We start from the raw sequence: 11,899 nt of genomic DNA on the forward strand, positions 1-11,899 counted from the left end.
GGGCAACTGCCTTCCCCGGGACTCTGCCGCTCGTGAACAACCGCCTTGCCGTTGCCCTACTGCTCGCCCTTTCCACGCCTGCCGTGACGCTGGCCATGCCCGCCGCTGCGCCCGCCCCTGCGGCCACCAGCGCAACGCCCGAAAGCGCCGCCGATGCCGCCTTCCGCGCGATCTACGAAAAGGAATGGAAATGGCGCCAGGCCGGCGGAGGCGAAGCCAGCGAAGATGGCGATGCACCGGCCAGCGCCGCACGCATGCCCGACGTTTCTCCGGCCAGCCAGCAGGCCCGGCTGAAAGTGTGGGACGACGTGCTGGTCCAGCTGGACCGCATCGATCCCAAGGTACTTTCTGCCGAAAACCGCATCAATCTGGCGATCTACCGCGACCAGGTGTTCAACCTGGCGCAGGACGTGCGCCTGAAAACCTATGAGATGCCGTTCAACTCGGACTCCTCGTTCTGGTCCAACCTGTCCTTCATGGCGCGTCGTGAAATGAAGACCGCGCAGGACTACCGCAACTACATCGCGCGCCTGGAGGATGTGCCGCGGTACTTCGACCAGCAGGCCGACAACATGCGCGCCGGCCTCAAGCGTGGCTTCAGCGTGCCGCGCGCCGTGCTCGATGGACGGGAAGTGGCCATCGCCAATGTCGCCGAGCTGAAAGACCCCACCCAGTCGCCGTTGTATGCGCCCTTCACCCGGTTGCCGAACAACATCCCGGCCGAGCAGCGTGCGGCGCTGCAGGCCGAGGCACGCAAGGCCATCAGCGGCAGCGTCATCCCCGCTTACCAGAAACTGCTCACCTTCTTCCTGCAGGACTACGTGCCGCAGGCGCGCACCACGCTCGCCGCCGAAGCCATGCCCGACGGCAAGGCCTTCTACAAACAACAGATCCACGAATACACCACGCTGGATCTTTCGCCCGAGCAGATCCACCAGATCGGGTTGGCCGAGGTGGCCCGCATCCAGGCCGAGATGGACGGCATCATCAAGCAGCTGCAGTTCAAGGGCAATTTCCAGCAGTTCCTGGCCTTCCTGCGCACCGACCCGCAGTTCTACGCAAAGACGCCGGACGAGCTGCTGCACCGCGCCGCGTGGATTTCCAAGCGCGTGGATGCCGTGATCGGCAAGTACATGACGCTGCCGCGCGCGCGCTTCACCATCGTGCCGGTGCCGCCGGACATCGCGCCGTTCTGGACGGCTGGCCGTGGCGGCATGGGCACCTACTGGGTCAACACCTACAACCTGCCTGCCCGCCCGCTGTACAACCTGCCTGCGCTGACCCTGCACGAGTCCGATCCGGGCCACGCACTGCAGGGCGCACTGGCGGCCGAGCAGGGCGCGCAGCCGGAGTTCCGCCGCAACAACTACATCTCCGCGTACGGAGAAGGCTGGGGCCTGTACTGCGAGAAGCTGGGCGTGGAGATGGGCATCTACGAAACCCCATACGAGGACTTTGGCCGGCTGACCTATGAGATGTGGCGCGCAGCCCGCCTGGTCATCGATACCGGTGTGCACAGCAAAGGCTGGAGCCGCGAGCAGGCGCTGTCCTATCTGCGTGAGCGCACGGCGCTGAGCGAACATGAAGTCACCACCGAAGTGGACCGCTACATTTCCTGGCCGGGACAGGCGCTGAGCTACAAACTCGGAGAGATCGCCATCGTGCGGCTGCGCGCGCAGGCCGAGAAAGAACTCGGCGAGCGCTTCGACGTCAAAGCATTCCACGACGCCGTGCTGCAGCAGGGCTCGGTGCCGCTGCCGGTACTGGAAGAACAGATCCAGGCATTCATCGCCGCCAGCAAAGCGGCCTGAGCCGCAACGCGTGCGCGCCGGGCCCTCCCGGCGCTGCGGGTGCGCCGCATTCTCCGCGCACCCGGACCCTGTGCATGGAGCTGACGCGTCCTTGGTAGCGCGATCCGTCCATGAGCAGCATGGTGGTCGCTCTTGAGGAGACGCCAATGTATCCAATCAACGTTGTCGCCCAGCACGTCAGATCAGCGCTTCGCGACCCGCAGACGCCCGTTGCGCCAGCAGCATCCCCTGGATTTCCAGTGACAGGCATCAGCAACGCGCCCACATCCACCACCACGTGGATGGCCGGTATGCCGCTCTATGCCTCCGCGCAACGTGATGACACCCTTTGCATGCTGTCCCTGAGCAACCAGCTCCTGATCGAAGCTGATGTCGCCAATCATGGGGAGAATCTGAACAATCCGGATCGCCTGTTCATTGTCGACGATGCACACGCTGCAGCCCATGCCGAGTACAGAGCGCTCTGCCAGGCGCTGGAAAAACCGGGCCGCTACTGCATCCGCCGCAGCGGTGGTGGCGGGTACATGCTCGTGCATCGTGCGCGGGGAGGGCTCGCACCGCAGCTCAAGTGCACGCCCCTGAAGTTTTCGGCCCACGGCTGGCAACTGCTGGTGCCTGACGGTGCCCGCTCTGCCTGGAATGCACTGCGTGATCGCAGCTTCCCTGCGCTCGAGGTGCTGAAGGCAAACCTTCCCCGCGGCATGAAGGAGGCCACCGAGGTCTCCCTGCAGGCAAGCCACCTCTGAACCGCGTGCCGCTGCGATTGTGTAACGCGCAACGGCGCCGCTACCCTCACTGCATGATCCGCGCCTTCCGTCGCCGTCCCACGTTCCTGTTCCGCCTGCTGATGCTGGCGGTCGTGGCGTTCGGCACGGCGGGCGGGGCCCTGGCATCGGCATTGGGTGAGCTGCATGAGCTGTCGCATGCCGATCATGCCGCGCTCACCCACGCCGACCACGACGAAGCCGCCGCGCACGACGAGGAAGATACCGGTGCGCGCCTGCTGCATGCGCTGGCCCATTGCGGGCACTGCCACGGACAGGGCGGCGTGCTGCCGTTCCCACCGATGGACTGGGACGTGCGCCTCGCCAGTGCAGGCGTACAGGTCCGGGCACTGCACCGGCACCTGCCTTCGGCCGGCACCGAAAACCTGCTGCGTCCTCCGATCCAGGCCTGATGCCCACGCCGCGTGCCGCGGCGCCGTCGTGATCATCCTGGTCTTTTCGGAGTACCCCCATGTGGAAATGCCTGGCCGCGCTTGCGGTCCTGGCGGTCGTGCCGTGCGCCCACGCGCAGGCATCGCCGTCGCCTGCTGCACTCACGCTGGAGGCGGCCATCGAGCGCGTCGCCGCCTCCCATCCCGAACTGCAGCTTTACCCCTTGCAGCGCGATGCCGCCTTGGCGCGTCTTGAGAGCGCCTCGCTGGCGCCGCCGCTCACCGTTGGCGTGGAGCTTGAAGACGTGCTGGGCCGTGGGGGCAGCCGCGGCCTGCGCGGTGCACAGACCACCGTGTCGCTGGCCGGCGTGCTCGAGCGCGGCGGCAAGGTCGATGCCCGGCGTGCGGTCGCGCTCGCGCGCATCGACAGCCTGGCGCCGCAACGTGAGATCGCGCGCCTGGACCTGCTGGCCGAGGTCGCGCGTCGCTACCTGGCGATCACCGCTGCGACAGCACAACGGCAGATCGCACTGGACGACATCGAGCAGCGCGCACGCGCGGTGCAGGCCGCGCGCGCGCGGCTGGAGGCCGGCGCATCGCCGCACTCCACGCTGCTGACCGCGCAGGCGATGTTGGCCCAGGCAGAGCTTGACCGGGATCGCGCGGCGCAGGCCGAGCGTGCGTCCGCGCTTGCGCTGGCGGCATTGTGGAAGGCCCGCCAGGCACCGTTCCAGAGCGTGCAGGGCGACCCGTTGCGACTGCCCGCCCTGCAGCCGTTCGATCAGCTGGCGGTACTGCTCGAACGCACGCCGGAGCTGTCGGTGATCGCGACCAGCCAGCGCGTGCGCGAGGCGCAGCTGGCGCTGGCACGCAGTGCGCAGCGCAGCGATGTGTCCTGGCAGCTCGGCGTGCGCAACAACCAGGGCAGCGGTGACAGCGGTCTGGTGGCTGGCTTCACGCTGCCCCTGGGCACCGCACGGCGCGCCGGTCCGGAGATCCGGGAGGCACAGGCCGAACTGGCCCTTGGCGCGGTGGAGCGCGATGCCCGGGCCCTGCAGCTGCATGCCACGCTCGCCGAGGCGCACGGCCGCTATGAAACCGCGCGACTGGAGGTGGACCGGATGGAACGTGACGTGCTGCCCGGCCTGCGCCGCGCCGAGGCATCCGCCGGCACCGCATGGCGCGCCGGCGCCATCAGTTACCTGGAATGGGCACAGCTGCAGTCCATGCGGATCGAGGCGCGGCGGCGCCAGCTCGACGCCGCGCTCGCCGCGCAGTCCGCGCTCATCGAACTGCAACGCCTTGTCGGCCAGCCGCTGGTTGCGACCGCATCCATCCAGGGGACCACGCCATGACGACACTACCTTGCCTGGCCACCGTGCGTGGCCTCCTCCTGCCGCTTCTGATGGCTGCGCTGCTGAGTGCATGCGGACCCGTGCCGTCGTCTCCTTCCGCAGCGCATTCCGAAGAAGCTCGGCAGCACGGCGCACATGAAGATGAGGACAATGACGCTGCACATGCCGAGCGCACCACCATCGCGTCCGCACGGGCCGAGGCCGCCGGCATCCGCAGCGCGCCTGCGGGCCCGGGCACCATCGCCGACGAGCACGATGTGCAGGGCCTGCTGACGCCGGTGGATGGTCGCAGCGCCCAGGTCACCGCACGCTTTCCCGGACCCGTGCGCGCCCTGCGTGTGGACGTGGGTGACCGCGTACGCGCCGGGCAGCCGCTGGCGAGCATCGAGAGCAACCTCAGCCTGACCACCTACAGCGTGGCCGCACCGATCAGCGGCGTCGTACTTTCCCGACAGGTCCAGCTGGGTGCCGTGGCTGCAGAAGGCCAGCTGCTCTACGAGATCGGTGACCTCTCGCGGTTGTGGGTGGACCTGCATGTGTTCGGGGCCGATACGCAGCACATCACCGCAGGCGTACCGGTCACGGTCACGCGCATGACCGACGGCGTGACCCAGGCCACCACGCTGGAGCGCGTGCTGCCAGGCACCGCCACCGCTAGCCAGAGCACGGTCGCGCGGGCCAGCGTGGACAACAGCGATGGCCTGTGGCGACCCGGCGCAGCGGTGCGCGCGCGCATCGTGGTGGCCAGCACGCCAGCTGCCCTCGTGGTGCCGCTGACAGCACTGCAGACGCTGGACGGACAGGACGTGGTCTTCGTGCGCGACGGCGATACCTACACCGCGCGGCGGGTGACGCTGGGCAAGCGCGATGCACGGCAGGTGGCGGTTACCGAGGGGCTGCAGGCCGGCGAGCAGGTGGTCGTGGCGCAGAGCTACACGGTCAAGGCCGATATCGGCAAGGCGGGGGCGTCCCATGAACACTGAGTACCGCCCTGTCCCGGGCATGCTTGAGCGCATCGTCGCTGCGGCCATCGCGCAGCGCTGGCTGATGCTGGCGATGACCTTGGCGCTGGTGCTGGTCGGTGGCTGGAGTTTCGGCCGGCTGGCCATCGATGCCACGCCGGACATCACCAACGTCCAGGTGCAGGTCAACACGGCTGCCCCGGGGTATTCGCCGTTGGAGAGCGAGCAGCGCATCACCTACGCGGTGGAAACCGCGATGGCCGGATTGCCGCGCCTGGCGCAGGTGCGCTCACTTTCGCGTTATGGGCTTTCGCAGGTGACCGTGGTGTTCGAGGACGGCACGGATCTGTATTTCGCCCGCCAGCAGGTCGCCGAACGGCTGCAGCAGGTCCGCTCGCAGCTGCCAGCGGGGCTCGATCCACAGCTCGGGCCGATCGCTACCGGGCTCGGCGAGATCTTCATGTACACCCTCGATGCGGCGCCCGGTGCGCGCAAGCCGGACGGCTCGGCGTACACCGCCACCGACCTGCGGACGCTGCAGGACTGGGTGATCCGACCGCAGCTGCGCACGGTTCCAGGCGTCACCGAGGTCAACACCATCGGCGGATTCCAGCGCCAGGTGCACATCACCCCGGACCCGGCGCGCCTGCGTGCACTGGGGTTCACGCTGGAGGACGTGGTCAGCGCGGTGGAGGCCAACAGCCAGAACGTCGGCGCCGGGTACATCGAGCGCAATGGCCAGCAGTTCCTGGTGCGCATTCCCGGGCAGCTGGAAGGCCTGCAGGACATCGGCAACATCGTGCTCGACCGCCGCGAAGGCGTGCCGATCCATGTGCGTGACGTGGCCAGTGTGGCCGAGGGCGAGGAGCTGCGCAGCGGTGCGGCCACACAGAACGGCCACGAAGTGGTGATGGGCACGGTGGTGATGCTGGTGGGCGCCAACAGCCGCGAGGTGGCGCGCGCGTCGGCCGAGCGCCTGCGCGTCGCCCAGCGCAGCCTGCCGGAGGGCGTCAGCGTGATGGCCAGCTACGACCGCACCGCCCTCGTGGACCGTACCGTGCGCACGGTGGCGAAGAACCTGCTGGAGGGGGCGCTGCTGGTGATCGTGGTGCTGTTCGCACTGCTCGGCAACGTCCGCGCGGCGCTGATCACCGCCGCCGTGATTCCGCTGTCCATGCTGTTCACCCTCACCGGCATGGCGCGCGGTGGCGTATCGGCGAACCTGATGAGCCTTGGCGCGCTGGATTTCGGCCTGATCGTGGACGGCGCGGTGATCATCATCGAGAACTGCCTGCGCCGCTTCGGGCTGCGCCAGCAGGCGCTGGGCCGGGTCATGACTGCAGCCGAGCGCTTCGCCGAGACAGCCAGCGCCACGGCGGAAGTCATCCGTCCAAGCCTGTTCGGGCTGGGCATCATCACCGCCGTGTACCTGCCGATCTTCGCCCTGACCGGGGTGGAGGGGAAGATGTTCCACCCGATGGCGATCACCGTGGTGCTGGCGCTGACCGGGGCCATGCTGCTGTGCCTGACCTTCGTGCCCGCTTCGATCGCACTGTTGCTGGGCGGACGGGTGGCGGCGCATGACAACCGCCTGATGCGCACGCTGCGCACGCGCTATGAGCCGTTGCTGGCGGCCGCGCTGGTCCGGGGGCGCTGGGTGGGCGCCGGCGCGGTACTGCTGGTGGTGGCATGCGGTGTGCTGGCCACGCGCCTGGGCAGCGAGTTCGTGCCGAGCCTGGACGAAGGCGATATCGCCCTGCATGCGCTGCGCATCCCGGGCACCAGCCTGGGCCAATCCGTCGGCATGCAGGTGCAGATCGAGCAGCGGCTGCTGCGCTTCCCTGAAGTAGCCACGGTGTTTTCCAAGATCGGCACCGCCGAGGTGGCGTCCGATCCCATGCCGCCTTCGGTCGCCGATACCTTCGTCATGATGAAGCCGCGCGCCGACTGGCCGGATCCACGCAAGCCGCGCGCGGAGCTGGTGGCCGAGCTTGAAACCGCCGTGGCGCAGCTGCCCGGCAACCACTATGAGTTCACCCAGCCCATCCAGATGCGCATGAACGAGCTCATCTCCGGCGTGCGCGCGGACGTGGCGGTGGTGCTGTACGGCGATGACCTGGCCACGCTGGCGCAGGTGGGCAGGCGCATCGAGCGGGTAGTGGCCGGGGTGCCGGGCGCCGCCGATGTGCGGCTTGAGGAAACCCGCGGACTGCCGTTGCTCACCGTGGTGCCCGATCGCCAGGCGCTGGCCGGTTACGGGTTGAATCCGGGCCAGGTGCAGGCGACGGTCGCCACGGCCGTGGGCGGTACCGTGGCCGGGCAGCTGTTCGAAGGGGACAGGCGCTTCGATATCGTGGTGCGGCTGCCGGAGACCCTGCGCAGCGATCCTGCGGCGCTGGCCGATCTGCCGGTTTCGCTGGACGCGGCGCTGGCCACCGGCAACGCCGATGAGCTCAGCCGCGGCGGCAGCGCCGGCCCGCTCACCGGCAACCCACGCGCGGTGCCGCTGCGTGAGCTGGCACGGATCGAAAGCAGCGAAGGGCCGAACCAGATCAACCGCGAGAACGGCAAGCGGCGCATCGTGGTCACCGCCAACGTGCGCGACCGTGACCTGGGTGGGTTCGTGATGGAACTGCAGCGCGTGCTGCCAGCGCAGGTGGCGCTGCCGGCCGGTTACTGGATCGGGTACGGCGGCAGCTTCGAACAGCTGATCTCGGCCAGCCAGCGGCTGGCGGTGGTGGTGCCGGTGACGCTGCTGCTGATCTTCGCGCTGTTGTTCTGGGCCTTCGGTTCGGGGCGTGATGCGCTGATCGTGTTCAGTGGCGTGCCGCTGGCGCTGACCGGCGGCGTGCTCGCGCTGGCGGCGCGCGGGCTGCCGCTGTCGATCCCGGCGGGCATCGGTTTCATCGCCCTGTCCGGGGTGGCCGTGCTCAACGGACTGGTGATGGTGACCTTCGTGCGCCAGCTGCGGGCGCAGGGCCTGCCGGTGGGGGAGGCCGTGCGCGAGAGCGCGTTGGGCCGGCTGCGGCCGGTGCTGATGACGGCGCTGGTGGCCTCGCTGGGCTTCGTACCGATGGCCTTCAACGTCGGTGCCGGCTCGGAAGTGCAGCGCCCGCTGGCCACGGTGGTGATCGGTGGTATCGTCTCATCCACGCTGCTGACCCTTCTGGTGCTGCCCGTGCTGTACCGCTGGCTGCATCGGCGGGAACGGTAGCGCCGGCGCACGCACGGCCGATGGCAGCGCCGGGCCGGGCCGGGCCCGGCGCGTGGCCTTCTCAGCGGGGCAGCTTCGCGATCACCTTGATCTCGAACTGGAAGCCGTACAGCCAGGTCACGCCGATGCCGGTCAGGGCAGGGTAGGGCGCCTGACCCCAGTACTCCGGCACGATGCCCCAGACGGTCTCGAAATTGGCCTCCGGGTCGACAACGAACATCGTCACATCCACGACATCCTCGAAGGTGCAGCCGGCGGCCGCCAGCACGGCGTTGAGGTTCTCAAACGCACGCCGCACCTGTGCGTCGAGCTGCGGCTCGGGAGCGCCATCTTCGCGGCTGCCCACCTGTCCGGACACGAACAGGAAGCCGTCGGCGCGCACCGCAGGCGAGTAACGGTTGCGCTCATACAGGGCCTGGCGGCCGGCGGGGAATACAACGTCACGTGGGGCCATGATCCGGATCTCCATGCAGGGCCCGCGGGCTGCGGGCAGGACGCCAGCTTCGGCGTACCGGGGCGCTGGATAAACCCCGTCCGGACGCCTAGATTGTTCGCTGGATCCGACAGGTGGGAGCGGCAGTGGACCGTTTCGAGGCAATGCGTGCCTTCACCCGCGTGGTGGAGACCGGCAGTTTCACCAAGGCAGCGCAGACGCTGCAGCTGGGCCGCACGCGGGTGAGCGAACGGGTACAGCAGCTCGAGACCCACCTGCGCGTGCGGCTGCTCAACCGCACCACCCGCAAGGTCGCCCTGACCGCCGAAGGCGCGCTGTACTATCCGCGCGCAGCGGCGCTGCTGCTTGAACTGGAGGAGGCGGAAGGCCGCCTTCTGCAGGCCCGCGCCACGCCGCGCGGCCGGCTGCGCATCGACGTCCCCAGCCCGTTCGCACGCCTGCTGCTGATGCCGGCGCTGCCGGACTTCCACGCGCGTTACCCGGACATCGCGCTGCACATCGGGGTCAGCGACCGCGAGGTGGACCTGATCGAAGACAACGTGGACTGCGTGATCCGTGGCGGCGTGCCCAGCGGGCTGTCGCTGGTGGCACGTCCGATCGGCACGCTGTTCTTTGCCCTGCACGCTGCGCCGTCCTATCTCCAGCGCCATGGCACGCCCCTGCACCCCCGGGAACTGGACGCCGCCCCGCACCGGCTGATCGGTTTCCTGCGCCCACGCACCGGACGCCCCCGCACGCTGCGCCTGCAGCGGGACGGGGAGGTGGTGGACGTGCAGGGAGGCCAGCACCTGGCGGTGGACGACGGCGATGCCTATCTGGCCGCGGGGCTGGCCGGACTGGGCCTGGTCTGCGTGCCGGAGTACATGAGCGCAGCGCCCGCCGCGCAGGGGGCCCTGGTGCCGGTACTGGGCGACTGGCAGGCGCCGTCCATGCCGATGCACGTGGTGTTCCCGCCCAACCGCCATGGCAGCCAGCGACTGCGGGTGTTCATCGACTGGGTGGCCGCCCTGATGGCAACGCAGGCCGCAGGATGAAGGGCATGCAGCGCGCCGGGTCAATGTCGGCCGAGCAGCGCTTCGATGGCCGCCACACCCGTGGCCACGCCGTCCTCCCGGGCCATCGCCGCGCCCAGTGCCGCAGCGCGGGCACGCGTGGCAGGGGCGTCGGCCACGGCGAGTGCCGCCGCCAGGCCGTCGGCGTCCAGCCGTCGCGGTGACAGCGGCGCGGGTGCCACGCCCCGCCGCTGCAGGCGCCGCGCCCAGAAGAACTGGTCGGCGGCGAAGGGCATCACCATGGAAGGCACGCCGGCGCGGCAGGCCGAGTGCGTGGTGCCGCTGCCGCCGTGGTGGATGACCAGGCTGCAGCGCGGGAACAGGGCTTCATGCGGCACCGCGCCCACGCTGTGCACCGTCGCCGGCAGCGTTGCGGCCAAGGCCTCCGGCACGCCCGCCCAGCCGGGGGAAAGCAGTACGCGCCGTCCGGCCAGCATGCGCAGCAGGGCGCCGAGCACGGTCTGCCGATCAAACCCGGTCATGCTGCCGAAGCCGACGAACACCGGCGGCGGGCCCGCCGCCAGGAAGGTCTGCAATGCCGCATCCGGCGACCAGGCGCTGGCATCCGGCGCGCGCCACTGGCCGCACGAGAGGTGATCCGCGGGCCAATCGGTAGGGGTGGGCAGCAGCGCGGGCGAGATGCCGTAGAGCATCGGCACATCGCGCCACGGCGTGCGCTGCGGCCCCCTGCCCAGCACTGCCGCGCGGGCCGCGTTGATCGGTGCGCGGAACGCGTGCCAGACCTGCTGGTTCACCAGGCGGTAGCTGGCACGGTTGAGCACCGCCGGCGTCCAGACCTGTGGCAGGAAGGGGGAAGGAAACGCCCGTGTCGGGGTGAGCGGGATCATCCCGGTACCGATCAGCGGCACGCCCCGATGTTCGGCCACGCTCATCCCGACGAACGCGGCCAGCCCACCGGCCAGCACCGCATCACAGTCCGCGGCAGCGGCATCGGTCTGTCGCATCCAGCTGTCGGTGTGCTGGTGGGCCATGTGGGACAGTCCGCGGCGGGCCGCCCATGGGCTGTTGCCCTGCGAAAGCAGGCTCACCACGTCCTCGTGGATGTCGCCCTCAAGGGCTGCCGACGGAACGCCGCGTGCCTGCGCACTGGCCAGCGTGCGGCGCTCGGCGAGCAGCGTGACGTCATGGCCGGCGTCGATCAGGCCGCGGCAGAGCATGGCCAGGGGACGGGTGTCGCCTTCGGTACCGTAGGTCAGCGCAAGCAGTTTCATCTCTGTGGTGTAGCAGGCCAGGGGTGTGCATCGGGTCCACGCCGCCGCTGGATTGCGCCGGATCGGGCCGTGGTGCATAATGCGCGGCTCGCTGTGTCCGGTCTGGCCGGGCGGTGGAGCCGGGAACATGTCCCCGGCCGCTCAACGACAGCGTAACCCTTTGATTCTCCTGACATGTGGCGGGCAACCGTCGAGGCCGCTGTCTCCCCGGGCTACGGGGGGGTCCCAACACCATCGAGGTGCGCAATGTCCCGCAAGTGCCAGGTTTCCGGCAAGGGCGTGCAGACGGGTAACAACGTCTCCCACGCCAACAACAAGACCCGTCGTCGTTTCCTCCCGAACGTCCACTACCGCCGTTTCTGGGTGGCCAGTGAGAACCGCTGGGTGAAGCTTCGCGTTTCCGCGCATGCCCTGCGCACCATCGACAAGAACGGCATCGACTCCGTTCTGGCTGAGCTGCGTTCGCGCGGCGAAAAGGTCTGAGGAGTAAACGAGCATGGCAGGCAAGCGCGACAAGATCCGTCTGATTTCGACGGCCGGTACCGGCCACTTCTACACGACGGACAAGAACAAGAAGAACACCCCCGGGAAGATGGAATTCCTGAAGTACGATCCGGTCGTGCGCAAGCATGTCCCGTACAAGGAAGGCAAGATCAAGTAATC

Annotated in this window: 11 protein-coding genes; 9 read left to right on the forward strand and 2 right to left on the reverse strand. The window is 69.0% G+C overall.

Features of this window, described 5'->3' with window-relative positions; genetic code table 11:
- Positions 1 to 95: 95 nt before the first annotated feature.
- The 6 genes from FHY09_RS08015 to FHY09_RS08040 all read left to right on the forward strand — a co-directional run bounded on the left by FHY09_RS08015 (position 96) and on the right by FHY09_RS08040 (position 8,498).
- Positions 96 to 1,811, forward strand: a complete 1,716-nt coding sequence (locus tag FHY09_RS08015) for a DUF885 family protein (protein ID WP_208407713.1) — start codon at positions 96 to 98, stop codon at positions 1,809 to 1,811.
- Positions 1,812 to 1,921: 110 nt separating this feature from the next.
- Positions 1,922 to 2,557: a hypothetical protein gene (locus FHY09_RS08020; protein WP_166925946.1), complete on the forward strand. Its 636-nt coding sequence runs from the start codon at positions 1,922 to 1,924 to the stop codon at positions 2,555 to 2,557.
- A 53-nt stretch (positions 2,558 to 2,610) separates the two neighbouring features.
- Complete coding sequence (locus tag FHY09_RS08025; protein WP_166925948.1) at positions 2,611 to 2,988, forward strand: hypothetical protein; 378 nt, start codon at positions 2,611 to 2,613, stop codon at positions 2,986 to 2,988.
- A 59-nt stretch (positions 2,989 to 3,047) separates the two neighbouring features.
- Positions 3,048 to 4,322 (forward strand): TolC family protein, encoded by a 1,275-nt coding sequence (locus FHY09_RS08030; RefSeq protein ID WP_166925951.1) that lies wholly within the window; start codon positions 3,048 to 3,050, stop codon positions 4,320 to 4,322.
- Positions 4,319 to 5,305, forward strand: coding sequence for an efflux RND transporter periplasmic adaptor subunit (locus tag FHY09_RS08035; protein WP_166925953.1), 987 nt, complete (start codon positions 4,319 to 4,321; stop codon positions 5,303 to 5,305). The genes FHY09_RS08030 and FHY09_RS08035 overlap by 4 nt, the downstream gene beginning before the upstream one ends.
- Before the next feature lie 19 nt (positions 5,306 to 5,324).
- Positions 5,325 to 8,498, forward strand: a complete 3,174-nt coding sequence (locus tag FHY09_RS08040) for a CusA/CzcA family heavy metal efflux RND transporter (RefSeq protein WP_166926564.1) — start codon at positions 5,325 to 5,327, stop codon at positions 8,496 to 8,498.
- A 61-nt stretch (positions 8,499 to 8,559) separates the two neighbouring features.
- Here FHY09_RS08040 and FHY09_RS08045 read toward each other — a convergent pair whose 3' ends face one another.
- The gene (locus FHY09_RS08045) at positions 8,560 to 8,952 is read right to left on the reverse strand and encodes a RidA family protein (protein WP_166925955.1); all 393 of its coding nucleotides are present in this window, start codon (positions 8,950 to 8,952) and stop codon (positions 8,560 to 8,562) included.
- A 125-nt stretch (positions 8,953 to 9,077) separates the two neighbouring features.
- Between FHY09_RS08045 and FHY09_RS08050 the strand changes: the two genes are divergently transcribed.
- Positions 9,078 to 9,986: a LysR family transcriptional regulator gene (locus tag FHY09_RS08050; protein WP_166925957.1), complete on the forward strand. Its 909-nt coding sequence runs from the start codon at positions 9,078 to 9,080 to the stop codon at positions 9,984 to 9,986.
- 20 nt (positions 9,987 to 10,006) lie between these two features.
- Here FHY09_RS08050 and FHY09_RS16365 read toward each other — a convergent pair whose 3' ends face one another.
- Complete coding sequence (locus FHY09_RS16365; RefSeq protein ID WP_208407672.1) at positions 10,007 to 11,236, reverse strand: glycosyltransferase; 1,230 nt, start codon at positions 11,234 to 11,236, stop codon at positions 10,007 to 10,009.
- A 246-nt stretch (positions 11,237 to 11,482) separates the two neighbouring features.
- Between FHY09_RS16365 and rpmB the strand changes: the two genes are divergently transcribed.
- Positions 11,483 to 11,719 (forward strand): 50S ribosomal protein L28, encoded by a 237-nt coding sequence (gene rpmB / locus FHY09_RS08060; RefSeq protein WP_166925959.1) that lies wholly within the window; start codon positions 11,483 to 11,485, stop codon positions 11,717 to 11,719.
- Positions 11,720 to 11,732: 13 nt separating this feature from the next.
- Complete coding sequence (rpmG, locus tag FHY09_RS08065; RefSeq protein WP_042613882.1) at positions 11,733 to 11,897, forward strand: 50S ribosomal protein L33; 165 nt, start codon at positions 11,733 to 11,735, stop codon at positions 11,895 to 11,897.
- Positions 11,898 to 11,899: the final 2 nt, after the last annotated feature.

The sequence above is a fragment of the Xanthomonas sp. 60 genome (assembly GCF_011761925.1).

Bases quoted from the DNA above. Each gene is read 5' to 3' on its own strand.
- FHY09_RS08015 (WP_208407713.1), top strand. From the start codon at position 96: ATGCCCGCCGCTGCGCCCGCCCCTGCGGCCACCAGCGCAACGCCCGAA.
- FHY09_RS08020 (WP_166925946.1), top strand. From the start codon at position 1,922: ATGAGCAGCATGGTGGTCGCTCTTGAGGAGACGCCAATGTATCCAATC.
- FHY09_RS08025 (WP_166925948.1), top strand. From the start codon at position 2,611: ATGATCCGCGCCTTCCGTCGCCGTCCCACGTTCCTGTTCCGCCTGCTG.
- FHY09_RS08030 (WP_166925951.1), top strand. From the start codon at position 3,048: ATGTGGAAATGCCTGGCCGCGCTTGCGGTCCTGGCGGTCGTGCCGTGC.
- FHY09_RS08035 (WP_166925953.1), top strand. From the start codon at position 4,319: ATGACGACACTACCTTGCCTGGCCACCGTGCGTGGCCTCCTCCTGCCG.
- FHY09_RS08040 (WP_166926564.1), top strand. From the start codon at position 5,325: ATGCTTGAGCGCATCGTCGCTGCGGCCATCGCGCAGCGCTGGCTGATG.
- FHY09_RS08045 (WP_166925955.1), bottom strand. From the start codon at position 8,952: ATGGCCCCACGTGACGTTGTATTCCCCGCCGGCCGCCAGGCCCTGTAT.
- FHY09_RS16365 (WP_208407672.1), bottom strand. From the start codon at position 11,236: ATGAAACTGCTTGCGCTGACCTACGGTACCGAAGGCGACACCCGTCCC.
- rpmB (WP_166925959.1), top strand. From the start codon at position 11,483: ATGTCCCGCAAGTGCCAGGTTTCCGGCAAGGGCGTGCAGACGGGTAAC.
- rpmG (WP_042613882.1), top strand. From the start codon at position 11,733: ATGGCAGGCAAGCGCGACAAGATCCGTCTGATTTCGACGGCCGGTACC.